This window comes from Paenibacillus sp. FSL M7-0802 (assembly GCF_038004945.1).
Classification (GTDB): Bacteria; Bacillota; Bacilli; order Paenibacillales; family Paenibacillaceae; genus Paenibacillus; species Paenibacillus polymyxa_B.
Genome location: NZ_JBBOSD010000001.1, coordinates 5855989 through 5881594 on the forward strand (window position 1 = coordinate 5855989; position 25606 = coordinate 5881594).

Below are 25606 nucleotides of genomic sequence, written 5' to 3' on the forward strand. Positions count from 1 at the left end.
TTTACGCCGACCAATCGGAATTATTGGTTCGATTTCAACTTTACGGGAATACGGGTTTCTCAGTTATGAATCTGTTAATTCAATGGACATTACGATATATCCGATTAAAAGTGAAACAAGCAATTTTTGGAACACAATTCCAGAAAATCCAATTAACCAGTGTGCAAATCATTTAAGATTATATATTGATGGTGATGGTTATATTTATCCTTGCTATGGACTAGTGGGGCTGAGAGAGTTTTCTTTGGGTAACATTAAAGATGGTTTTGAGAATTCAACTTTTGTAACAGATAATTACGATTTAGATTTATTAGAGTTAAAGAGAAATGGACCGAAGCTACATGAAAGTACAAATCAGCTACAACGAGTATCAACACTTCCTTGGATTTGTGAACGTCATAGAATGGAGTTGTTAATGGATTGAAGTATCATTCAAATACTCAAACATTGTTATTTCACCTTGATTCTATATTTCCACACATGAAAATTCAAGAATTACTCCCACTATCATTAAATAGAAGTTATGTATATAAAGCCATCACAGCGCGTGAAGATTTTCTTTTGAAGATTCTTCCTATCAACTCTTTGGATAGATTACAACGTGAATATCTTGCTATACAAACACTATTTCGCGAAGGAGCTCCCGTACCACGTCCCCTCAAAGAAGAGAATAATATAATACAAATTAATGAAGTGGCATTTATGGCAAGGGCTTATGAGTTTGTTGAAGGTCATGCACTACAAATTAATAAATCCAATTTCTTCTCACTAGGCACTTCAATTGGTCATATACACAATATTTGGGATAAGATGAAGAAGCCGAGTTGGCTCCGAGATATTACAATTAATGAGTTACTATATAACTCATTGGACGCAATAAGAAATTCTTACAATGATTGTGAAAGTCTCTTATTGACTGAACGACTAACAAGCACAATAGCTGTAATATTAGAAAAGTATAACGATGAATCTTTATTTGGATGCTCACATGGGGATGCACACCACTTAAATGCAATACAAACAACTCTTGGACAAACTGTGATAATCGATTTTGAAGATGTTGGTTGGCAGTGGAGAATATATGATCTAGCGACTGCAATCTGGGGCACTTTTGGGAGAGGGGGGACCCCTGAAATTTGGAAAGAGCTTATTTCAGGGTACTCCTCTATACGCTTTTTAAACCAGGAGGAGGAAGGCCTAATACGTTTCTTAATTTTTGCCCGTCATTTATGGTGGCTAGGCTTACATGCTAAGAACTGGAATATGTGGGCGCGACAATATTCAAAAAAACATTTTTTCGAGTCAGGGATTAATTTGTTAATAGCCATAAGCAAAGATGTTTGTGGACTTAAGGTGCTGGGTGGTCTCTAACAGTACATTCTCTTAGGTATTCGTTTGCAACGCGACATCATAAGGAAAATAATAATGTACCTAAACCAAGGAAGAGACCAGTTTAATTACTTGGAAGTATTTCGACCTACTGTGACCTCATTTGATAATTACGTAAAATATAATTTTGACGAATATTTATAACTGAAGTATAATAATTTACGGAGGTTATACATATATGGATAAACAAATGAAAATGCATTACATGAATCGAATCGATGAAAAATTGTCTGATCTTCCGTGGTTTATTACGGAATTTATTGATAGTAGAAAACGAAAACTTTCTCCCACAACGCTTCTGAACTATTGCCATGACTATATTATTTTTTTTGATTGGTTAGTTGCAGAAAATTTTACTGAAGATAGCCGTAAAAACATTAAATTAGCTACTTTGGAGAAACTAACGATTCGTGAAGTGGAAAATTTCCTATCTTTTTTGGAGTATCAACTAGGCAATGCCAAGCTAACCATCAACCGTAAATTGTCCTCACTAAAATCCTTATTTGATTACTTACAGAACAAAGCTGAAACAAATGACTTAAAACCATATATCCAGCGCAATGTTATGGCCAAAATGGATTTAAACGTGATTAAAGAAAGCCAAGAAACCATTGCCAATCGTATTGATGGGAAAATTCTTAGAGAAGACGATTTTGAGTCATTTAGGCAGTTTATAGCTCATGATTTCGGAGAAATCAATAAAGAGAATAAACGTATTTTCAATTTCCATCAATTTAACCGTGAACGAGATACAGCTATTGTTTCCCTCATTTTAGGTTCTGGTCTTAGGCTCTCTGAGGTAGCAGGTATTAACATTGAAGATTTAGATATGAACAAAGCTTTGGTGCGTGTTATACGAAAAGGCAATAAAGAACAATACGTGTATTTCAGCAAGCAAGCGTTACTAGATTTAGAAAATTATCTGCAGATTAGAGAATCCAGATATATCCCAGAAAAAAACGAAAGCTTTTTGTTTATTGCAGCTTCCATAGGTCGTAAAGGAAAAAGCCGACGTTTAACGCAGCGATCTATTGAAAAACTAATCGAAAAGTATGCTTCAGCTTTTGGAAAACCAGCATTAACCGTGCATTCTCTAAGACATTCATTTGCAACGCGCTATCATTTAGAGAACAATGATGTGCCTAGATTGAAAAACCAATTAGGACATTCCTCAATACAAACAACCATGATCTATACACATTTAACAGATGAGGAAATGAGGAAGGCAGTCAATAATATGGATAAGTAATGTAGAGCGCGTCAAGTAAGTGACACTAAATTGCCTACCTGACTGGGAGAATGACACAAAGTTACCTACTTGACTGGGTGAGTGACACAAAGTTACCTACTTAGCTTGATAAATAAAAAAAATTACCTCATTCGCTTGAAGAAAAAGAACTAAGTCACTCAAAAGTATGATTTAACTACTAAAGTAGGGAACTTTGTGTCATTTTAGTAGGGGATTTTGTGTCAATGTACAAATATCACGAGAGGAAAATCGTGCTGTTATGCGTTTCTCTATATACATATTCACAAAACTCGTATTTTGTACATATGTATATAAATCGGTTTTACCCCTTGTTTTTAAGGTTTTTGCCGTTCTTGTTGATTGACACAAATCTCCCCTCGTTTTTGACACCAAAGCAAGGCAATCGTTGTAGATAGAATACTGAATAAAGTTACCTTTCCTGTACCAAATCTATGCAATAATCTACTTGCAAATAAACTGGATACAACAGTACAAAACGAGACCGTTAACGATATATAACCTGCCATTTCTGTTGCGGCGCCGATATCAAATTTCATAATGGACCATGCACTGCCAAGTAAGGCATCTGGCAGTCCGAGACCTATAAATACGAGGTAAATAACTATAAGTAGTACCGTAACCATCTTCGTTCTCTCCTTAATTTGTGTGGAATCTTTAATTGTGCGTTTTCTGTGTCTTGCCGGAACAATATGTCCGGACCAGTTCGTATTCCTCTGTTAAGCCTCTATTTTATTCTTTCAAGAAAACTACAATATATTTGTTTGAACATTTCTTCCTCTTCATACTCAATTAATTTCAAAAGTCTGATAATTAGTAAATCCCTAAACCAACGATTCAAGATACGATCTTCTCCTTTTTAAACTTCTTATTTTATATTATCGCTACACTTAAATCGAAAAAGAATGAGTTGCCAAGAAAACAGGCTAATCACATATTTTTAGCAGAAAATTACATGCTATTCCTTCAACCCCTCCTCTCTTCGCTTAAACTGTTGTCTAAACTCCGACGGTGGGAGTCCAAACCGAAGTTTGAACACTTTGGAAAAGTGAGCAACGCTTTCGAACCCAGTAGTGAAACAGACATCGGTAGCAGACAGTGACGTCTCTAACAGTAACTTCTTAGCTTTATCCAACCTCCTATTGCGAATCCATTTCAACGGTGAGGTATGATATATTGCCTGAAACTCCCGTTTGAACGTTGACAGGCTTCTACCAGACAAATAAGCCAGATCATTGAGGGATACGGGATTTGTGAAATTTTCTTCCATAATCTTATCGATACTACTGTTCCTATCATGGTTAGATAGTTGCAACAGTTGATATTGAAAATGATCATTTGAGTCTACCAGGTGAAATAGAAGTTCCATTAACTTGATCCGAACGAGTGCATCTCTAACATCGTCTGGGTTGTCGAAATAGGGTTTTAAAGACTCAATGTAAGATAGAGTGAGGTCATTAACCTTAATAATGGATACAGGAACTTCACCGTTCACTGGATAAATCGGTTTTAAACCAGCGAATTGGACAAATTCCTCAACCAATTTCTCATTCAGGAAAAACATCATATAATTAAGCATGTATTCAGAACCGGGTTCCCCTGATTTCTCGTATTCAACCAGCATAGACTTGTTAATAAACACCATTTCATTGCTCCGGCCGATATACTCTTGATCTCTAAAACGTACCGTGTAAATGCCCGATTTAACAAACAACAAAAGATGTTCCTTCAGGAAGCATGTTCCTATATCACCTTGTGTATGCAAATAAAATTTAATGACGGATAACCCGTTCTGCTTTAGACTTCCTTTTTTATCTGGTGCACTTTCCAGCTCTTGCGGAGCTTTGATCAACTTGCTAGTTCTCATGGACATTAGGAATCCCCCTTTTTCTCCTACATCACCTTAAGGATAATTTCGTAATTAGTTAATAGAACTGGAATTGACTTCCCTGAGATTTAGTTGGATTTCCATCCGTAAGGTCTTGCGTTCTAACTTTACCTATAAGATAACAGGAAACAGTAATAGATACTTTACTCCTAGGCTCAGATCATTTGTTCATTTAGCTCAAAATTTAATAAGAGCGCAATACCTCATGTCGTAATCCTAACTCTCTAAATATGTTAGCTGAGCTATAAATGCATTCAAATCAAGTTCTGTTCTTCTCGGATGTCATATCATAATCCTCCTTGGTATGTATTAAAAAGCTATTAATTTCATCGGAACCCTGCTGTTCATTTTGTATTGTGAGATCAATATTTCATCTTTTAAGAATTTCAGTATAATGATTATTTTTTTCGAAAACTTGCATGATTATCCTCAAATGTATATCTAGTCTACATTTGTAGACGATGTGAAAAGGGAGAATACTTAATGAGTACCGCCGGTGTCGTTATTTCAAGCAGCAAGATCGATTTATACAAAATCAAAAGAACTCCGATATTGGTAGCATTAGTTATAGGTGCTTTTATAGCAATTCTTAGTGAAACTTTGTTAAGCAATGCATTGCCTGAACTGATGCAGGAATTTGGAGTGACAGCTTCAACCATTCAATGGCTTACTACCGCTTATATGCTTGTCGTCGGCGTACTAGTTCCAGTACAGCGGTGATGCAGCAATGGATATCAACCAAGCAGTTATTTACAGCAGCAATGGTTACGTTTCTTGCTGGAACCTTGATTGCGGCATTTGCTCCAACATTCAGTTTTCTACTCACAGGTAGGATTGTACAGGCATTTGGTACGGGGCTTATGATGCCTCTGATGATGAATACGATATTGATTATCTTCCCGCCGGAAAAACGCGGTGCTGCAATGGGCCTGATGGGTCTAGTGATCATGTCTGCCCCAGCACTTGGACCTACGCTTTCAGGTGTTATTATCGATTCATTAAACTGGCGCTGGTTATTCTACATCCTCATTCCCTTGGCTATGATTTCTATTTTTGTAGGAGTGAAATACCTGACCAATGTTATGGAAATCACCAAGCCCAAGATTGATATTCTATCCATCATTTTATCTACACTCGGCTTTGGTGGCATTGTTTATAGTTTCACTTGGATGGTCAAATCCGGAAGTTTACTGGACGCTAAGTGTTGCTTGTTTGTCATTGGCGTGGTTTATCTTCAGACAACTAAGGATCAAAAATCCGATTCTTAATTTGCGCACCTTTAAGTACCCTATATTTGCCTTGATGGTTGTGCTGATGATCACCATGATGATGAGTATGTTCTCCACGATGGCACTACTGCCTATGTATTTGCAGGGAGTATTACTACTTACAGCCTTTAAATCAGGTATTATTATGCTTCCTGGTAGTATTATAAACAGTTTGATGGGACCTATTTCCGGAAAACTGTTTGATATTTTCGGGCCGCGGGTCGTCATTGTTCCATGAGTGGTCATCGTTGCATTTGCAATGTGGATGTTTACAGGAATTGATGCTTCGACTACCACAACGTATATTATCCTAATGCATTCTATATTCTTAGTGGGAGTATCCCTTGTGTTGATGCCAGTGTAAACCCCTGGACTGAACAGTTACCCAAAGAATTATATCCTCACTGTACGCCATTTGCTGCAAATGGCAGGGGCCTTAGGTACCGCTTTACTTATCAGCAAAATGTTTTCGGCTCAAAGCAAGTGTTTGGCCGATTCTGCAGAGATAGTTGCTTTTTCGGTTGCATGCTTGTAAGGAGTCTATGCACTGGGACTCATACTTTCAGTAATATCCATTATAGTAGAACTCTTCATCATACGTTTTAGGAAGCAAAGTACAATTACTATTCAAGAGAAACTGCACCCCAGTTTCTCTTGAATAGTAATAATCACATAACTTAGTATCATAACCAATTTCACAATTTTGAGTTTAACTTAGTATTTTTTAAGCGCTTCAGAATTAATCTCGAAATTCATTTATTATTTTTGTGGTATATGTTTTAGGAACAGCAACGTCTTTCATTTTCTTTACCGTGTTGTGAAGTAAAGAATAATGGATTTAACTTTACCTTTATTCTAGGAACAATGTGACAATATTTTACCAGACAATATACAAATAAGAAGCTACTGATCTGGGAAATCAGTGGCTTCTTATTCATGTAATAGACTTATTCTGACTTAGCTTGTCGTTAGTTCCTTATACTAGCTCCTTTTTATGAGTATCTCTTATTACATGTGTACTGCTTAGCGTTACAATATGCTGTGGTTCCAGCCCTAGAAGCACTCTTCCGTACAGTTCCATGCAAGTAGAAGCTGTGGTAAACGCATGATTAGCCCCACCACGAATATCGCGGAATATTTGGGATAGTCGGTTCGAATCCAGTATTACACTTCCGCCGCTTTCGACCACTAACATTTCAACGGCTTCCCAACATAACATTGCCGCATATCCAATATCCGTTTGAACCCGCGCGAAGTTTTGTTGATCTAGGAGCTCACAGTTCTTTTCATAAGTCTCTAGAATTTCAACGGATCGATGGATATGAAGATGAGCAGATTCGATCTTCATGGCTGCCAGTCCTACCTTGTACTGGATATGTCCAATTTCTGCCTGGGATTTGTGGATTGTCATGGCTATTCCCTTATGGGGTGCCTTTTCAACAAAGTGTTCCAACGCTCCTCTTGCAAGTCCCAGAATTGTGCTAATTCCTGTTGTGAGACTGGTTATCAAAAATAAATAAGGTTTGAATCTGTCTTCGCCTTTTAGATGCTGCAGCATGCTTTCATCAACTTGCTCTGCATCCTCATAAGCGACAAACTCATCAGAAATAAAAACATCATTCATTTCCAAACTGTTACTTGCCGATCCTTTTAGGCTCATCGTGTGCCAATCATCAATAATTTTAATTTCATCCATGGGAACAACAGCAAGCTGCATTTTGGGATCTTGCTGCATTCCACTCGCATCCTTTAAATTTAACAATGCATGTGTTGCATGCTTAGACCCGGAACCAAAGGCCCAACGACCATACTCAACCAGATAACCTCCCTCAACTTTCCTCACCACTGTTTTGATGGCTTGAAGTACCGAGCAGAATCTCACTTCGTTGACTTGATTGAAGATTTTACTCACCACATTTGAGGGTAGTAGCTGGGATGCACTATAGTTATTTCCATTTAAATTTTGAATCACCCATCCAACAGAACCATTGCCTTTCGCAACTTCAGAGACAATTTCAATCATTGCCCTTATGCTAACTTCAAATCCACCATATTTCTTCGGTGTTCTGAGCTTAAAAAGTCCTGCACTTGAAAGCTTTTCGATAACTTCTTCCGGTATGTGCATGTTTTTATCAATTTCCGTACCATATTCCTTTAAGAATGGAACTAATTCCGTAGCATTCTGAAGAAGTTTTTGCTCTTCATTGGTAAGTGAAATTACTTTACTTAGGTTTGACATTCCAAACACTCTCCTCTTTACACGTATTAGATTTTAATATGGATCATGATATAAAAGACTCTTAAACTATTCTTATATCGATACAATTCAATTTCGGGTTATTCATCCTCGCGCTATATCTCATCATCATGTACCTCAATAAACTTCTAGTTATTTGGAAGACAGTACTTTAAAATAAAAAATATGACGACGAAGAGGATAATCTCGTTGCATTATTTTGATCATCCGTCCTTTAACCTCAACGATTTCAACAGAACCATCTTTGTGTTCCATGTAGAAATCAGGTGTATACACACGTTTTTTTATACTTCTTGCCACAGTGTTCCACAGCCTGCATGATCTCAAAGGTTTTATGAAGCTCTAGCTTATGAAGGTAACCTGCAATAATTAAAGGAACAACCCGCTTATTATAGAAGCGCTCCTCCGCTTGGCTATCAAATGTAAGACGTTGAGTAGGTAAAGGCTCCCGAGGCGGTTCTCGAATTTTCACATGAGGGTTCGATGTAAGGAATTCTATGAGATCGGCTTCAGACATATGCATAGACTCACCTCTTCTTCATTTGCGATGTTCACCCTCCAACAAATGAAATAGAAGAGCGAATAGATAATCGTAAATAATCTATTCGCTCTTACACCTTTTAATAAATCTGTGGTTGAATCAACAATGCTTCTTGAGAAGCATTATGACCAATCGGAGTCTCCTGACCACTTTTGGACTTTCACTCGTCTAACAAATACGCCAAGAACAAGGCCGGCAAGGGCAACAAACATCACGAAGAATAATGCGTTCTGCATACCAGCCGTCAAAGCCAATGTTGCATTAGCCGGGTTTGAAGGATCAGCAACATTGTTCATAAAGTCTCCTACTCCGCTTGTCATGACACTAACCGCCATAGCAATCCCGATCGCTCCTGCAATTTGCTGCAGCGTGTTCATAATAGCCGTACCATCCGGGTACATCTCAGCAGGTAGCTGATTCAGACCATTCGTCTGAGCAGGCATCCACACCATAATAATTCCAACCATCAGACAGGTATGTAAGACGACAATCAAAGCGATTGACGATGCAACCGTAATATCAGAATAGAACCATAGGGTGGCCGCAGTTAGAATTAGACCAGGAACTACCAAAAACTTAGGTCCGAATTTGTCAAAGAGCGACCCAACAACAGGAGAAAGCACAGCTGAAATGATGCTGCCTGGAAGAAGAGTCAATCCAGCTGTCAAAGCACTTAATTCAAGAACACGAATCAAAAACATAGGAAGAACAAACATCGCTGCAAGATCAACACTCATACAAATGAATACTAGCGCCGTACCGATGGCAAACATCGGGTTTTTAAGTGTTCTTACGTTCATAAGAGGTTCTTTCATGTTCAGTTGTCGAATGACAAATAGTATCAATGCAACAACACCGGCGATCAGAGATACAATGACTACAGGGTTACCCCAGCCATGATCTCCTTCTCCAGCAGTACTAATACCGTAAACCAATCCGCCAAAACCAATTGTCGACAAAACCAGAGAGTAAATATCAATACGTGGTTTAGTTATTGGTGCTACATTTTTTATAAATGTAACGCCTATCACCAAAGCAACCACCAGAGTCATTAACGATACCCAGAATATCCAGTGCCAGCTCAGATTATCAATCAATAGACCTGAGGTGGTTGGACCTAAAGCAGGTCCCGCTGTGAACACAAGAGTGACCAGCCCCATCGCTTTTCCGCGTTTCTCGGCTGGGAATATAATGAGAGCAGTATTAAACATCAAAGGAAAGAGCAGGGCTGCTCCAGCAGCTTGAAGTATCCTTCCTAATAGCAATATATCGAAACTTCCCGCCATAGCACCTATTGCTGACCCTACGATTGAAATAATGACTGATGTCAGGAAAAGTTGCCTCGTTGTAAACCACTGTATCAATAATCCTGAAAGGGGAACTAAAATTCCCAGTGTGAGTAAATAACCACTTGATAACCACTGGACCGTGGACTCCGTAATTGCAAACTGATTAATTAAATCGCTGATAGCGATATTAATTGCTGTTTCATTAAACGTACCTATGATACCTGCAAGCATTAATGCGAACATTATGGGTAAAACTTTAACATTTGGGACCTTTTGCTCTTCTGAAATAGTTCCTGATTGCAAAACCTTCACTCCTCTGTGTCTTTCTAATTTTCACTGCATAGCATAAACAAAGCATTACAGAATACCTTTACTTAGAAATAATGTTTACCAGAACCGCGATGACAGGTAGCGCATTGTGTTATGTGTATATGTAAACCTCCTCTTGCATACTTATCTCATTCTCTCTCCAAATCTGTAGAGGAGAACTTTCAACTTTTTGATAATAACACACGCATGTCAAGTCCCCCCCTAAACCAAAGGAAAAGTCAACCCCCTTTTTTTTGAATCTCTAAAACAAAAAAAGCCGCGATCTATGCGACTTTCTAAGTGATAATCTATTTTATAGTTATCTACGTTTCCTTTCTCAAAGCCTCAACGATACTCGTTTGATTTAATCGATACATCGGCCAAGCTGTAGCAACGAGCGTTGTTGCTATGGCACCTGCACAAGCAAGAACAATGCTGCCCCTAGAATCGTCCAACCTACATCGACAGCACCTTTGAAGAGACGATGTATACCATAGCTCAATACTGTTCCGAGTATACTACCGTATACCGCAGCGTATAGGCCGTAAAATACGCCTTCCAACAGAATCATTTTCTTTACATTACGTTGTGTCATGCCGAGGGCTTTAAGAACTGCAAATTCTTTGGTACGCAGAATGACATTGTGCTGACGGTGTTCAGTATATTCAGGAATGCAATCAGGACAATGACACCAATAAATCCATATAAAAAGATCCTGGCGGTTGTCGCGTCGTTCTTGGCTTGAGCAAGTTGCTCCACTTTATCTGTTTAACTGTACCCCTTCTATAATTTTATTCTAATACACGTTATTAATGGGGAAACGTTCCTACAATTGATTTTCTTTGTCACCTCTCCGTTTACCCGTGTTTCCAAAGTATAAGCTACAAGATAGAAACTTTGCTTAGATAATTATCTAATCCGCAATGACAAAATGTTCTTGTCCCGCGACAAATGTCTACATCACTTTGGGCACACTATTTTACGTAATTACATATGAGAATATAGTTACATTATTTTTGGATCAATCTACTAGTAAGGATTTTATATCATTAGTTATATCAGATGTTAGCAGCTCATAGCCGTACCGTCCCCCGCTGAATCACTACTGAAATATTTAAAGAACGATTTAACAGGCACCCCATATGATTAAAGGGTGCCTGTTTTAAATTCATTATTTTTAGCTGGCTTTGTGTTACACTTTTTAACCAACCGATCCTAGTTCTCACTCCGGAGAGCATCTACGATACTAACTTTATTCAACCTGTACATCGGCCCAATCGTTGCGACGATCGTCGTAATCATCGAACCTGCGAAAGCGATGCCGATACTGTACCACGGGAACACCCAATCTGCATCCAAAGCACTCGCAAAGAGAACTTGTATTCCATAATTCAGCGTCGTCCCTAGGATAATTCCGATCACGGCGGCAAATAGTCCATAAAATACGCCTTCTAAAATAATCATTTTTCTCACTTCCTTCTGGGTCATGCCGATGGCCTTGAGGGTTGCAAATTCTTTCGTACGAAGAATTAGATTCGTACTTACTGTATTTACAATGTTCAAGAAAGCAATTAGAACAATGACACCGATAAAACCGTAAAGCAAGATACTAAAAGTCTTTGCATCGTTTTTAGCTTGAGCGACCTCTGCCACTCGATCATGGTAGTTAAAACCAGCGTTTTTATCAGTTAATGATTTAAGATAGTCCGTTATAGGATGATTTGATATATCGGGATTAGCGAGGATAAATATTCTGGAATAAGTGTCGCTACCCATAATCTTGGAGTATACTTTCGGCGTCGTAATAAATGAAAGATCTTGACCTGTACTATATTTCTTCGATAACAAATCTTGATCGACAATTCCGACCACAGTCACGGTTTGATATTCATTATGATTTCCGTCAATTGTTCGGATTTTGATGTGATCTCCAACCTTAAATTGGGTTTGATCGAGAATTAGTCGTTTGCCTTCTTCTGTCATCATCATTATTTTTTGTAGGACGATAACGCCATTCTCTTGGTTCATTTTCTCTTTGTCAATCTTCCCGGCCGTGAGTTTGGATTGCAGAGCATCCAAGCCATTGTCTCCGTAGGACACAAGGAAATTATTATCTGTTCGATACCCTTCCCCTTCGGCAACGATGTATCGATCCTTATGAAATCCATAATATATGGGATTGATCTTATCCTTAGGGATGATTGCATCTACTTGATTACTGTAAAATTTGTAGGCTTGTTGAACAGCATCAAGCTTAGAAACATCCCGATACACAGTATCGTCTATTCGACTTGAAGGACCATCATAGGAAAGCGAATAAGAATACTGCGCACCCGAGAGCTGTGTTATTTGCTGCATGAAATCAACCAAACCACTAAAGACAATAAATAAAATAATACTAATAATCATGGAAAAGGCTGTAATCCGGAAACGTTTCTTGTTCCGTTGCAAGTTTCTGCTGGCGAATTGCCCTACGACGCCAAACAGCTTTTTAACAAACAGAGACTTTTTGACCTTTGTGATATTTTCAACCTTCGAGCTTCCCGCATTTTTCAGCGCTTCAAGAGGATATACGCGAGCTGCTTGTTTTGCTGGTCCAATAGCGGAAAGGTATACGCTCAGCAAGCCCAATAAACCGGCAGAGATTAGAATCGGTAGGGAAATGACCATTCTCATATCATTTAAGAAACCTAACGTTAACAAGCTGATATTGTAAAACAATACCTTCATAAAAAGGGTTCCTGTGAGAATCCCGATGGGTATGCCGATCAAGCTTATCAGGGTTGCTTCTTGCATCACAATTTTGCGAATTTGGGCTGGTGTAGCTCCAATGCATCTTAACATACCGAATTGTGAGATCCGCTCCAGTACAGAAATATGAAAAATATTATAAATCATTGCAATCGTACAAATCATTATAATCGCAATGACAGCAGCGAAAGTTAGGATTAAGCTGTTATTCACACCTTCATAAATGCTTTTGCCATACAATTTAAGCAGTTCATTATTGTACTCAATTCTTACATTTTCAATAAAGTTATCCCTATCCAGTTGCATAGCGGAACCTTGTTCGACATTACTCAGCTGTAAAGAGGACATCAAGGCTTCCGTCTTTTCTTTGATGTTCTTCAAAGATTTCATTTTGACGTAAATAAAGTAATTTTTGTAGTTATCGATACTCTTGTTATCATTGAAAGTAATTGCAGGAAAGATGTATCCGGAAGACCAATTCTCTTTGCTTGACGGCTTCATAAAGCCTACAACAGTATATTCTCTTTGGGATTGAGCTTGGAAGGCTTCGTCAAGATCCCAACCATAATCGCCAAGTCCGTTAATCTTTTTGTCTTCACCAGTTGACGCCACCTTCCGGATTCCAAGGTTTAGCGTAATTGTTTCGCCAAGCTTTGGTTTTTTTAAAAAATAACTCAGACTCGAAGATGAAAGGATAATTTCATTCGAATTTTCCGGGTACCTGCCCGAGTCTAGCTGTGACTGAAGCATGTTCATTGCATTCGCATTATATCCCTTGACATTCAAGTACCGGTAGGGTGCGGCAAACGGATCTTCCTTCTTTTCCTTCTCTTTTGTTTCCCTAAGGACAGCATATCCTTCTCTACTGATGACGCCGGCACTTTTTACGGCTGCATTGTTTTTGACTTTCGGGATTGCTTCTCCTGAAATACCATTGAAAGAGACGTGGTAATCTCCGAAGTCCTGCATGGTTTGTCTGACTGACTTATCCCAATAGCTCATCCCGATTGTTCCAATGGAAGTAAACAGTGTAACCGACAAGATTATACCTAAGATTGTAAGCATCGATCTTTTTTTCTGTCCCTTTAAATATTTTCCAGTAAGATCTGTGTAGCTTTTCAACTTTCACTCACCTCATTTGCCTGTAGAAGGACTCCGTCTTCGATTCTTACGACTCGATCTGCGATTTTAGCAATATTCAAATCGTGCGTGATCATGATTAACGTCTGATTATATTTTTTAACTGAAAACATAAGTAAGTCCATAATATCCCTGCTGTTTTTACTATCCAGATTTCCGGTAGGTTCATCCGCCAAGATAATCGACGGTTTATTAATTAACGCACGGCCAATCGCCGTTCTTTGCTGTTGTCCGCCTGACAATTCGGATGGAAGATGATGTCTCCGCTCGGTCAGACCTAATATACCCATTAATTCCTGAACATAATTTTCATCTACCCTTTTGTTCTCTAATAGCATCGGTAACTTGATATTTTCCTCTGTAGATAGGACCGGGATCAGATTGTATGATTGAAAAATAAATCCAATTTTCCGTCTTCGGAATACAGCGAGCTCCTCTTCACTTCTGGAGTAAAGATCCGTACCATCGATGATGACCTGTCCACTAGCCGGGCGGTCCACTCCACCTAGAAGATGCATTAAGGTACTTTTTCCTGATCCACTGGCTCCTACGATGGCAACAAATTCTCCATGTTGAACAGAGAAATTGACATTTTTTAAAGCTTCAACCTTTGCCTCTGCACTTCCATAGGTTTTACACAAATTAATAGTTTTTAGTATTTCCACCTGTTTACCTCCTGAGCTAATGTTTCACTTTGTATGTTTGTTATTATAAAGATCGAAGCTTACAATAAAGTGAAGAGGAAGCTTACGTTATTGTAAGCTTCCTCCACTATCCCATTTATTAAACGAAACTCTAAATTCTGTTCCTAGCCCTAACTGACTTACAACGGTGATCATACCGCCTTGCTCTTCAATAATGGACTTGGATAAAGACAAGCCAATGCCAAGACTTTGCGGCTTTGTCGTTCTTCTCCCTCTATAGAATCGTTCAAAAATGTGAGGCAAATCTTCTGGGGAAATGCCTTCTCCTTGATCTCGAATGATTACTGTCTGGAATAATGAATTTTTTTCTAAAATAACATCAATTCCTCCCTCTAGTGGCGTATGTTCCAGTGCATTTTTAATCAAGTTAATCAAGGCTTCTGTTAGCCATTCTTCATCCGCCCAAACATACATATCTTCTCCACCATGAATGTGAATCTTCTGCTTCCTTTGCTCGGATAACATTCGCAACGAATGTACAGCATGATCGATCATTTCTCTTACTCGAACGCGTTCTATCAGGAACGTTATTGCTCCGGCTTCGACCCGTGCCAGCTTCAGCAAACTGATAATCAGCCATTCCATTCGCTCTAGTTGTTGACGGCCTCGATCCAGAAATTTCGTTCTCATTTCTTCTTTCATATGAGGATCATTTAGCAAATTTTCATTAAAAACGATGAGGATTGCTAGTGGCGTTTTGAGCTGATGCGAAATATCGGAAAGCAAGTTGCGTAGAAACATTTTCTCTTGTTGGAGTTGCCGAAGACTGTTGTGTAACCTTTCGGCCATCGCGTTAAAGTTTCGTCCTAATGCGCCAAAGTCCCCTTCATCATTCTCCGGAAGCGGTTGATCAAACTGATGTTCAACAACTTGCTCCGCTGCAAAGGTTATGGTTCGAATCTTGTTAAATATTTTGCGGTATTCCCATCCCAATAACAGCAGTAATGGAATACTATAAAGCAAAACCTGAGCCGCCGTTTTCATGGGTAAGGCGTTATCCGAGAGTACAGGTTGATCGTTTACGGGCATATCTTCCTTATATGCATATTGAGCCAGGCTGCGTTTTCCCTCTACGATTTCATTTTCTTGTGCACCCTGAGTGATAAAGTGGATAATTTCATTTTCTAGTTGAGGAGCTTGCTTCAAAACATAACCAATCAATGCAGCATTTTGATTAACCACGGCCTTATTGATCTGACTGACTTGATAACTCATATAAAAGAATATGATTACCGCTAACATAACTTGTAATACGATCGCTTTAACAGTAATAGACTTCCACTCTGGATTACGGACGAATTCATTCATGGTTTATCTCCCTACAATATCTGCATTCCATTTATATCCGACTCCTCGAACGGTAATGATGTATCTCGGTACTGCAGGAACATCCTCGATCTTCTCTCTTAACCTTCTGATATGAACTGAAAGGGTGTTGTTATCAATGAATTCTCCTGACATATCCCACAGACTGTTAAGGATGATACTTCTGCTGCAAATTTGCTTGGGGTGAGTCATTAACATCAATAGCAATCGATATTCCAGCCCCGTCAATAAAAGTTCCTGATTGTTTTTAAGAACAATTCCTTCTAGAACTCGAACTTCAATATCGTCGGATATCCATCTATTCGGTTCATCCTTGGGCTTATGATTGCGCCTTAATACGGCTTTCATTCTAGAGAGAAGTTCTTTGGTACGGAGCGGTTTGGTCATATAATCATCTGCTCCCAAATCAAGACCAGCAACAACATTTGTCTCCTCATCCAAAGCTGTCAAAAAAATGATGGGAACCTGGGATAATGCACGGATTTCCCTACACAGGTCATACCCTGAACCATCAGGTAAATTTATATCCAACAAAATTAAATCGACGTCGTCTGTCTTTAATGCCTTTCTGGCTTCTTCCAAGCTACCCGCAAGAACAACGCCATATCCTTCACTTGTTAAAGTATATTCAATACCGAACACCAAATTATCATCATCTTCAACCAGTAAAATTCGATTCATTGAGCACCTCAGTTTAATTCAAGAAAGTTTTTAAAATGCTTACTTATTATAGTACATAATTCCACTTTCAAATAAATGGCGGCGGTAAAACTACACCGTTTTTCCACTGTATCATGAAAGATATCTTTCACAAAGCTGTTTAGTGGAAAATTTATTAAAGATAACTCTGGTTCACCCATTAAACGTCACAAAAAATCATCAACCAATGTGGAATAATTTTTAAGTTGAGAAAGCCTATTTCTAAGCCACAAAAGACATGTAGGTGTCGGGCCATTTTCTTCACATTCTGTGCAATGGCCGTCATCAACGCCTGCCTTTTATAAGCTCAATGATTGTCATTGTATAATCAGCATAATTTCAAATAGGCATTCCCTGTTATTTAGGGTTTGCAATATAAAAAGTAATCTTGTATCATTTTCAGTGAATGAACGATCACTAACTTAAATAAAAGGAGAAATATCTTATGAATGAAATGGATACAAGCCGTACACTGCGTTTGTTATTCCCTCAATGGCAAGGAGGGAACAACCCTCCTTACGTTCTGGGAGCTCACTTGTTAAACTGGCTTGCTCCCAAGTCTAATGGTCCTTTTGAAGAAGTACCCGTCGATCTGAACCCTAATGTAGAAAAAGAACAAGGTATAATTGCCAAAAGTACCGTATTGCAACAAGCTAGATCAGCCAAAAGTCTAATTCATAAACATAACCCTGAACGTATCGTTGTCCTTGGAGGGGATTGCAGTGTAGAACTTGCTCCTTTTTCTTATTTGAATGAGAAATATGATGGAGATGTTGCTCTGTTATGGGTAGATGCTCACCCTGATGTCTCGATCCCTGAAGACTTTGAAAATCATCATGCTCATGTTCTTGCCAATTTGCTTGGGGTAGGTGATCAGGAATTTGTTGCAGAGGTGCCCCATCTTTTTAAACCTGAACAAATCCTATATGTAGGATTGAACGACATGATCGATGCTCTTCACTCAGAGCCCATGAAAAACATGAAATTAGATATTGTAGGTCCCGATGAAATTAAGCAGGATAGTTCTAAAGTGCTCCAATGGCTAGCTGAGAAAAAACCGTCCAAGATTATTATTCATTTTGATCTGGATGTTCTGGATATGAAAGAATTCCGTTCTCTTCTGGTTGCTTATCCGGGAACATACGAAGAATACACCAAGAGCTTCCCACAAGGATCAAGTATGGAAACCATTATCCGAGTTTTGCAAGATGTAGCCAAATCCTATGATGTAGTCGGTCTAGGGATCACTGAACATTTCCCTTGGGACTCTTATTTCTTGGCGAACATGCTGTCTCGTTTACCTCTGCTTGGAGATATTGATAATAAAGAGCGTCCAGTCTTTAATACACTTTAATCCAAATGCAGACTATGGTAATGTACATGGTATGATGGATGTACATTATTTCGCGAAACAAGGAGGTTGCAGGGATAAGAGCCAAGAAGGTATCCCTGTACATTTGAAGTACAATGAATAACTCTGAACCGCCTAAATCGAAACGAATGAAACAAAAAGACGATAGCAGACGCTTGCTCATCGAGGCTGCTGTTCGATGTTTTTCACGCAATGGATTTCACAAAACAGGCATTGTCGAAATTGCAAAAGAAGCAGGAATGAGTGCAGGGAATCTGTACCGCCACTTTCCAAGTAAAGATGCATTTATTATTGCACTGGTGGAAGAAGAACAGCGCCATGCCTTGGCCAAAATGGAATTTAAAGAAACCGAAAAAGATCCTCTCGGACAGATTCTGACGATTATAACTAGTTGTGTCAGTAATCCCGTATATCCTATGGACCAGAGATTATGGATCGAAATTTTGGCTGAAGCTTCACGCAATAAGGGCGTGCGACATGTCTTCAATCAAAGTGATATCATCATGCGTGAATCATTCAAAAATCTGCTTACAAGTGCTATTCATGAAAAACAAGTAGATCCAGATTATGATGTGGAGACCCTTTCTCTCTGGTTGTATGCGCTGATTGACGGCCTTATTGCACGTACAGCCACTGACGAACATTTCAGTTTTGATCACCATATGAGTCAATTCAATCAACTGATTCGCCAAGCTTTAAAACCCAAAGAGCTCCAATAAAAGAAACAGCGGTAGCCATGGACGAGAAAACCAGCTAATAGTTGTCAAGCTACAGTGTGGAAAATATTTTAAAAACTGATATACTTTTTTTTGAGCACAACAAATAATCCTTCATTGGCGTGAAGGGTTGTGGATAATTGTGGGAATTAAATGTGGTAGGGTTGGTCTTTATTAAGGATGGCGTAAACGTGATGGAGTAGCTTGTTGGCGCAAGCAATCACAACCACCTTGTAGGGCTTGCCCTCTTTTCTTTTCATATCATAATAATCCTTTAATCTGCTATTTCTTCCACCACGTAGTCCGCATTGAACGGCTAAATATAGAGCTCTTCGAAGTCTTTTGGATCCTCGCTTCGTTATCCGATTTCTAGAGGCCGTATACTTACCCGAACTGTAGACACTTGGATCAAGACCTGCGTAGGCAACAAGCTGTTTAGCACTCCTAAATTGACGGGCATCTCCGATCTCCGCTATGATCGCCGAAGCAAGTTTGTCGCCTATTCCCGGAATGGTCTTTAAAAGTTCCACTTCTGGTAATGTCGCGGAAATTTCCTCCAGGGTTTCTTCCAGCCTACTTAATTGCTTCTGGAACTCAAGTAGGAGGGATACCATCCCTACAAGGGCCATGCTTTGCGTTATGCTCCTTTTATTATTGGCCCATTCAAGTAATGCTTGTCTCAACTGATTTGCCTTCTCTCCTACCCAATCTTTCGAATGAGACTTCCCGGTTTGTTCCTGAATGATAGATTCTACCTTTTCAAACTCGTCGTTCAGACAACTCTGCAGCACTCTAAGTGCAGTAGCTGAGAAGAGATTACTGAACACCTTCTCAAACGCGGGAAATACCTGATCCAGTAAAGCTCTCGAGTTTAGCTTTGCCTGAACATACATCGAGGTTATAAACTCATGTTGTCTCGTCACATGCTGTAGCTCGGTGTACAACTCGTCCCATGTACGATGTGGCGTTACATCACCCCGATAGTACATGTCGGCCAAGTGCCATGCATCTGCAGCGTCGGTTTTTACTTTTCGCAGTTGCGTGTTTCTCGCACGTTTAGATTGAAGTGGATTGATTATAAAATACTTGTACTCCTCACGTATTAAATAGGAAACTAATCCTCGATGGTAATGGCCGGTTGCTTCCAAAATAATAACGGGCTCCCTGCCCGAGAGTACCTTCAATTCATCAAGCAATTCTCCCAATCGTTCAAAACCGCTCTCCTCGTGCGTAATACTCTCCAATATTCCGTAAGGTTCATTCCTTCCTAGAAAAGCCTGAACGACGCTGGCTCCTTTAGCCACATCTAATCCTACAACCGGCTCCATAACACACTCCCTAATTTTAAAGTTGCCGTCACTCCCGCGATGGTTCCAAACCCATAGCTTCGCTTGTGATACGAGATCCCTGTCTCAACCAGCTCAAACATGGTCATTGGGGGCAGTGAGAGAACTGTTTTCACGACGGGGTTGACCCCAATAAAGTCCACGTTCTCTCGGCTACCGCCATCATATGACGCCTAAGAAAAAAGGCCAACCAGAAATCTCTGGTTGACCTAATAATACGAAATAAAGTCCTAGACTGCCGCTGTTTTACGATTACTTTAATGGCGCCTCCGTCAGCTGTTTTTTGGCGTACAATAACCATCCTCGCAAACATTGCCTGATTCTTGGTTTAGAGTCGTATCTAACGTCATCAGCGGATGTTCCTCGTCCCATACTTTTTGCAGCGTCTCCAGAAACACTTCACTTGATTGTGCGCCTGAAATCGCATATTTGCGGTTGATGACAAAGAAAGGTACACCTGTAGCTCCAAGGCTGCTTGCTTCACGCCCATCTGCACGAACTTCATCCACATATTGCGTGCTTTCCAGCACGTTGAGCGTTTTCTCGCGATCCATACCAGCTTCCGCCGCTATGTCAGCCAGTGTGTCCGCGTCACCGATATGCTTGGAATCTGTGAAATATGCTTTATACAGAAGCTCCAACACTTCCGCACTCTTGCCATAGGTACCCGCAAACTTGATCAATCGATGCGCATCGAGCGAATGAGTAGGGATTATTCGGTCAAATTGAAAATCCACTCCATCACCCTTCGCTTGTTGGGCAAATTGTTTATGCATGGCCTTGGCTTCTTCTCTGCTGCCACCATGCTTTGAAACATACAAGTCGTGTACATCGTAAGCTGGGTATTTCTCGGCATAAGGATCTAGCTGGAAGCTCCGGTACTCCACATTCACTTTATCTTTGGATGCAAACAGCCCCAGCCCGTCCTCGAAACGCTGTTTTCCGATATAACAAAATGGGCAGCCAATATCCGACCAAATCTCTACTTTCATTTCGTTCCTCTCCCTTCACTTGATAAACAGATCGAATCCTTTCTCAACTGTTGTATACAATCGGCATTTGATGAATTAAGGATGGCTCGGAAGCTGCATGATACATAAATTTAGCGATATTTTCTCGGGATACCCCCATTTTGGCTGGCTGATCGCCTAGCGAGTAAGCATAATGAACGTTTTCCTTATGCCTTACATTTGGATTAATAATCCGAACTACTGTCCAGTCTAAAGAAGATCGCTTGATGATTTCCTCAAGCTTTTTCATTTCGTAATAACCATTCGGAAACATCACCTTGGCCATAATTCCCGGTACAATTGTGGCAATCGAATTCCGATCCTTATCAGATTTCAAGGTTGGAGTAGCAAGTGTAATGAGTCGTTTCTTATTTAACTTTCTCATCGCATTTACAATAACCTCATGACCATCCGCAACAGGGGTACCTTTTAATTTTCTGGACGTATCAAGTGCGGGTCCCAATGTGCTAATGACGACATCGGCATTCGACAGTGCTTGTTCCACCAAGTCTTGATTAGATAATTGACCCTCGACAACATTTAGCTTCTCATGTTTCTGTCCAATTTTCCCCGCATTTCTAGCATAAAGGGTAACGTTATCCCCGTTTTGAATTGCTACCTCAGTCAAAATTTTCCCAATTGCACCACTACCACCAAAAAGCGTTATGTTCATTAGTCGATCACCTCGATATTTTATTGTTAGATTGCTCTTTTGACCCAATGAACATTTAGGTTACAGCAAAACTTTATCGAACTTTTGTTGAATATATAACGTCCGTTGGTTATTATTATATGGATTATGTTGATTTCTTCAATCGCTAAAAAAGTGATTTTTGTTTTATATTCAACGGATTCGAATAATTTGTTAAATATCTTCTGGAGGCTATACATTATGGGAGTTAAAATCGATCGTAGAATCCTAAAAACAAAGGCAGCCATATTTAATGCATTTATAGGTTTGATCTCGGAGAAGGATTTTGAAGAAATAACTATTAATGAGATTGCGGATCGAGCGAATGTTAACAGGGGAACCATTTATTTTCACTACACCGATAAATACGATCTTCTTAACAAATGCATCGATGAGCATTTGAGCAGAATGATCTCCGTTTGCATCTCAACCGATCCAAATCAGGAAAAGGTTGATTTTATTCATTCTTTGTTACCTGTTTTTCAATACTTTGAGCAGAACCATACGTTTTTCGCTTCCATGCTTTCGAATAAAGGAATCCCTGCATTTCGGGAGCATATGTTAGAGATCGTGACGGGGAACATAAAAGACCAAGTCAATATGGAGGACCTTAATAAGGGGTATGACAAGCTATTGATCACACACTTTATGGCCTTTGCATTCATTGGGGTAATCGAATGGTGGATTATAAATAACATGCCACATTCACCGAAATACATGGCCGAACAGGTATGGGGATTGTTTAAAAGGAATCAGGTGTACCCTTCATAAGCGAGATAACCCGTTCTTTAACTTAAAGATTAGCGAAAACAAGTTATTTGAGAACATCATGTATTACACGATGTTCTCAACGAGTATGAAAAATGAGGTATCACAATTCTGCATAGTTACTAATCGTCCTTCTTCTCCCAAAGAATACTTTATTTTCCTTGAACACCTATATGCTTAATGAAATATGTTAGAGGACCCATGCCGAATCCTGAGCTTGGTGACCCTTTTCCTCAAATACTTTTTTGAAAATGGACTATCTTGATGCTTGGCGTTCATTTCTTATCTTTTGTCTATACATCCCTGGAGCCAAACCAAAATGTTTTCGGAATAGTTTAGATAGATGTGCTGTATCCTGATACCCCACATACTCAGCGATCCAGTTGATGGTGTGATCGCTATTTAGCAGCCAGTGTCGTACCTCCTGAAGTCTAATATGTGTAATGTATTCTTTAAACCCACAATCGGTCTTCTGCTTAAACCACTGACTGAAATAGACTGGATTCAAATGGACTTCAGAAGATACCTCCTCCAACGTTAATGATCTTCTAAAGTGACAGTTTATATAATGTAAAACGCGTTGCACCGCAGGTTCCCCAGCTGTATTGATAAGTCTATCCAAAAGATCAGGTATTTCTGTCATACTTAGAAGCCAATCCGTATCCCCGGGCAACTGATTCACAGTAATGACTTTAGCTCCTGCATAATTCCTTGTGATCAGCTCCTTCACTTCCATGAAATCATTCTCGTCTATTTGTATAAGAAGAACACCCATGAGTTCCTTCCCCCTTTTATGCTCGAAGTATACGAATAGTTTTATGGAATAAAACATAACGTGAAACAGTACACATTCCAAACAAAAATTGATTTGCACCATAAAACTCTAGATTAAGACACTATTAGGATGTTCATTTCCATTGCTATAATAACCATATGTTAAATAAACTAACTCGAGGAGGCTAAACCATAATGGAAAGTATAAAAGAGTTAAATGTATATCCTGAAAAAGGACATAGCATCATGTTTGTGTTCCGAAGAAAACCAGGGATGTCACTTGAAGAGTTTCGCTATCATTATGAATTCACTCATGGAGCTCTTGCTACCAAGCTTCCGGGGCTTATTTCTTATCGGCAGCATCCTACTCGAAAACCGGGGAAGGGAGATGGAGCCTACGTCCCCGACGAAGCACCCTATGATGCTGTTTCGTTATACATCTTCGAAAATGCAGCCGTAGCAGAGGCAGCTTGGGTTTCGCCGCAAGGTTTGTTAGTGGATGAAGATACACTAAAATTTATAGATACTGAGACCATGATTAGTTTGCCTGTTATCCCTCGGCAAGTCCTCTAAATTCATGTTCATAACATTAAATTTGAAACAGCCGAAACACCTCCATTCGTTATGGAACATGTTTCGGCTGTTTTACCTCTACTCTGTAATGATTTTTCCATTGGTAGCGATGACTTCTTTGTACCAATTGAAACTCTTCTTTCGTGTTCTCTCAAAAGTTCCCGATAAATCATCGTGACGATCGACATAAATGAAGCCATAACGTTTACGCATCTCTCCGGTGGAGTTGCTTACGATGTCTATGCATCCCCAACTAGTGTATCCCATGACCTCGACTCCATCTTGAATCGCTTCTGCGACTTGCACAAGATGCTCGCGGATATAATCAATCCGATAGGAATCCTCAACAATCCCCTTCTCATTCGGGACATCTATTGCGCCTAGGCCATTCTCGACAATAAACAAAGGTTTTTCATATCTGTCATAGAACTGATTTAACGTGTAGCGCAATCCCTTTGGATCGATTGACCAACCCCACTCGGAAGCTGAAAGGTACGGATTTTTAACCGCGCTCATAATATTGCCTCTGGATTGCTCATTAAGTTCAGGATCTGTCGTTGCACAGTAACTCATGTAATAGCTAAAAGAAATGAAATCGACCGTGTGTTTAAGTGTCTTCAGATCCTCTTCTGTGATATCGAGATCAATATTGGATTCTCTGAAATAACGCAGTATATACCCAGGATATTTACCTTTGACTTGCACATCTGCAAAGAAGAAATTCTCCCTGTCTTTACGCATGGCTTCCAACACATCCTCTGGTTTAGGTGTAAGAGGATACATTGGGCCACCCGCTATCATGCACCCGATCTGAGCATCGGGAATAATTTCATGACAAGCCTTCACTGCTAAAGCACTTGCAACGAATTGGTGATGGATAGCCTGATAAGTTACTTGCTCAGTTGCCTGATCAGGATAAATTCCTCCTGCAATAAAAGGACCATGAAGCATCATATTAATTTCGTTGAATGTCAGCCAATACTTTACTTTGTCCCCATACCGATCGAAAACAACTCTCGAAAAACGTTCAAAAAGAGTAATCACTTCTCGATTAGACCAGCCACCGTACTTATGGACGAGTCCAAGAGGCATTTCATAATGAGAAAGTGTAACTAATGGTTGAATTCCGTATTTGAGCAGTTCATCAAATAACCGATCATAAAATTCCAGACCTGCTTCGTTAGGAATGGCTTCATCTCCATTCGGAAAAATCCGGGTCCACGCTATAGAAGTTCTTAGTGTTCGGAACCCCATTTCTGCGAACAATGCGATATCCTCGGGGTAACGATGGTAAAAATCAATGGCCTGGTGTTTGAGATATTCACCATCAGGCTTATCCAGGATCTGACCGAATATTCCGTCCGACAACACATCTGAGACAGATAATCCCTTACCATCCTCCAGATATGCACCTTCGATCTGATTCGCAGCCACGGCTCCGCCCCAGAGAAAGTCAGGGGGGAATAAATCCCCCGACGTTTTAATTTCATTCACCGATTTTTTTGTAAAATCCATTGTTTTTCACCCT

At 39.6% G+C, this 25606-nt stretch carries 21 protein-coding genes and 1 pseudogene; 7 read left to right on the forward strand and 15 right to left on the reverse strand.

Annotated elements, in window-relative coordinates; translation table 11 throughout:
- Positions 1-420 precede the first annotated feature (420 nt).
- Positions 421-1371 carry a phosphotransferase enzyme family protein gene (locus MHB54_RS26675; RefSeq protein ID WP_023988769.1) on the forward strand — a complete coding sequence of 317 codons (951 nt, stop codon included), beginning with the start codon at positions 421-423 and terminating at the stop codon, positions 1369-1371.
- A 196-nt stretch (positions 1372-1567) separates the two neighbouring features.
- The gene (xerS, locus tag MHB54_RS26680) at positions 1568-2638 is read left to right on the forward strand and encodes a tyrosine recombinase XerS (RefSeq protein WP_023988768.1); all 1071 of its coding nucleotides are present in this window, start codon (positions 1568-1570) and stop codon (positions 2636-2638) included.
- 335 nt (positions 2639-2973) lie between these two features.
- Here the strand turns inward: xerS and MHB54_RS26685 are convergent, their stop codons facing one another.
- The gene (locus MHB54_RS26685) at positions 2974-3282 is read right to left on the reverse strand and encodes a hypothetical protein (protein ID WP_068938394.1); all 309 of its coding nucleotides are present in this window, start codon (positions 3280-3282) and stop codon (positions 2974-2976) included.
- 332 nt (positions 3283-3614) lie between these two features.
- Positions 3615-4529 carry a helix-turn-helix domain-containing protein gene (locus tag MHB54_RS26690; RefSeq protein ID WP_264453751.1) on the reverse strand — a complete coding sequence of 305 codons (915 nt, stop codon included), beginning with the start codon at positions 4527-4529 and terminating at the stop codon, positions 3615-3617.
- Between the two features lie 498 nt (positions 4530-5027).
- On the opposite strand from MHB54_RS26690, the pseudogene MHB54_RS26695 reads away from it, so the two are divergent.
- Positions 5028-6470: pseudogene (locus MHB54_RS26695) on the forward strand (DHA2 family efflux MFS transporter permease subunit).
- A gap of 318 nt (positions 6471-6788) precedes the next feature.
- On the opposite strand, the gene MHB54_RS26700 reads toward MHB54_RS26695, so the two are convergent.
- The 8 genes from MHB54_RS26700 to MHB54_RS26735 form a co-directional block, all read right to left on the reverse strand.
- Entirely contained in the window at positions 6789-8051 is a 1263-nt protein-coding gene (locus tag MHB54_RS26700) for an acyl-CoA dehydrogenase family protein (RefSeq protein WP_023988695.1), read from the reverse strand.
- Positions 8052-8331: 280 nt separating this feature from the next.
- Positions 8332-8592: a hypothetical protein gene (locus MHB54_RS26705; protein ID WP_023988693.1), complete on the reverse strand. Its 261-nt coding sequence runs from the start codon at positions 8590-8592 to the stop codon at positions 8332-8334.
- A gap of 140 nt (positions 8593-8732) precedes the next feature.
- Entirely contained in the window at positions 8733-10142 is a 1410-nt protein-coding gene (locus MHB54_RS26710) for a DHA2 family efflux MFS transporter permease subunit (protein WP_081326325.1), read from the reverse strand.
- A gap of 472 nt (positions 10143-10614) precedes the next feature.
- Entirely contained in the window at positions 10615-10914 is a 300-nt protein-coding gene (locus tag MHB54_RS26715) for an FtsX-like permease family protein (protein WP_080751622.1), read from the reverse strand.
- A 509-nt stretch (positions 10915-11423) separates the two neighbouring features.
- On the reverse strand, positions 11424-14081 hold the full coding sequence (locus MHB54_RS26720; RefSeq protein WP_068938398.1) for an ABC transporter permease: 2658 nt from the start codon (positions 14079-14081) through the stop codon (positions 11424-11426).
- Positions 14078-14764 (reverse strand): ABC transporter ATP-binding protein, encoded by a 687-nt coding sequence (locus tag MHB54_RS26725; RefSeq protein WP_028541247.1) that lies wholly within the window; start codon positions 14762-14764, stop codon positions 14078-14080. The genes MHB54_RS26720 and MHB54_RS26725 overlap by 4 nt, the downstream gene beginning before the upstream one ends.
- 87 nt (positions 14765-14851) lie before the next feature.
- The gene (locus tag MHB54_RS26730; RefSeq protein WP_023988688.1) at positions 14852-16111 is read right to left on the reverse strand and encodes a HAMP domain-containing sensor histidine kinase; all 1260 of its coding nucleotides are present in this window, start codon (positions 16109-16111) and stop codon (positions 14852-14854) included.
- Between the two features lie 3 nt (positions 16112-16114).
- Complete coding sequence (locus MHB54_RS26735; protein WP_023988687.1) at positions 16115-16810, reverse strand: response regulator transcription factor; 696 nt, start codon at positions 16808-16810, stop codon at positions 16115-16117.
- Positions 16811-17273: 463 nt separating this feature from the next.
- On the opposite strand from MHB54_RS26735, the gene MHB54_RS26740 reads away from it, so the two are divergent.
- Together MHB54_RS26740 and MHB54_RS26745 are read left to right on the forward strand one after the other, a co-directional pair.
- Positions 17274-18182: an arginase family protein gene (locus MHB54_RS26740; protein ID WP_034095032.1), complete on the forward strand. Its 909-nt coding sequence runs from the start codon at positions 17274-17276 to the stop codon at positions 18180-18182.
- A 146-nt stretch (positions 18183-18328) separates the two neighbouring features.
- Entirely contained in the window at positions 18329-18919 is a 591-nt protein-coding gene (locus MHB54_RS26745) for a TetR/AcrR family transcriptional regulator (protein ID WP_177235817.1), read from the forward strand.
- Between the two features lie 146 nt (positions 18920-19065).
- On the opposite strand, the gene MHB54_RS26750 is transcribed toward MHB54_RS26745, so the two are convergent.
- The 3 genes from MHB54_RS26750 to MHB54_RS26760 all read right to left on the reverse strand — a co-directional run bounded on the left by MHB54_RS26750 (position 19066) and on the right by MHB54_RS26760 (position 21945).
- The gene (locus tag MHB54_RS26750; RefSeq protein ID WP_023989181.1) at positions 19066-20244 is read right to left on the reverse strand and encodes an IS110 family transposase; all 1179 of its coding nucleotides are present in this window, start codon (positions 20242-20244) and stop codon (positions 19066-19068) included.
- Between the two features lie 290 nt (positions 20245-20534).
- The gene (locus tag MHB54_RS26755) at positions 20535-21254 is read right to left on the reverse strand and encodes a DsbA family oxidoreductase (protein ID WP_028541250.1); all 720 of its coding nucleotides are present in this window, start codon (positions 21252-21254) and stop codon (positions 20535-20537) included.
- A gap of 43 nt (positions 21255-21297) precedes the next feature.
- A complete protein-coding gene (locus MHB54_RS26760) occupies positions 21298-21945 on the reverse strand; it encodes an NAD(P)-dependent oxidoreductase (protein WP_028541251.1) in 648 nt (215 codons plus the stop codon).
- A 219-nt stretch (positions 21946-22164) separates the two neighbouring features.
- Here MHB54_RS26760 and MHB54_RS26765 point away from each other — a divergent pair, with 219 nt between their 5' ends.
- Positions 22165-22734: a TetR/AcrR family transcriptional regulator gene (locus MHB54_RS26765; protein ID WP_176716834.1), complete on the forward strand. Its 570-nt coding sequence runs from the start codon at positions 22165-22167 to the stop codon at positions 22732-22734.
- A gap of 253 nt (positions 22735-22987) precedes the next feature.
- On the opposite strand, the gene MHB54_RS26770 is transcribed toward MHB54_RS26765, so the two are convergent.
- Complete coding sequence (locus MHB54_RS26770; RefSeq protein WP_023988681.1) at positions 22988-23506, reverse strand: helix-turn-helix transcriptional regulator; 519 nt, start codon at positions 23504-23506, stop codon at positions 22988-22990.
- 194 nt (positions 23507-23700) lie between these two features.
- Between MHB54_RS26770 and MHB54_RS26775 the strand changes: the two genes are divergently transcribed.
- Positions 23701-24078 (forward strand): EthD domain-containing protein, encoded by a 378-nt coding sequence (locus MHB54_RS26775; protein ID WP_023988680.1) that lies wholly within the window; start codon positions 23701-23703, stop codon positions 24076-24078.
- Positions 24079-24156: 78 nt separating this feature from the next.
- On the opposite strand, the gene MHB54_RS26780 is transcribed toward MHB54_RS26775, so the two are convergent.
- Positions 24157-25593: a glycoside hydrolase family 1 protein gene (locus MHB54_RS26780; protein ID WP_048481502.1), complete on the reverse strand. Its 1437-nt coding sequence runs from the start codon at positions 25591-25593 to the stop codon at positions 24157-24159.
- Positions 25594-25606: the final 13 nt, after the last annotated feature.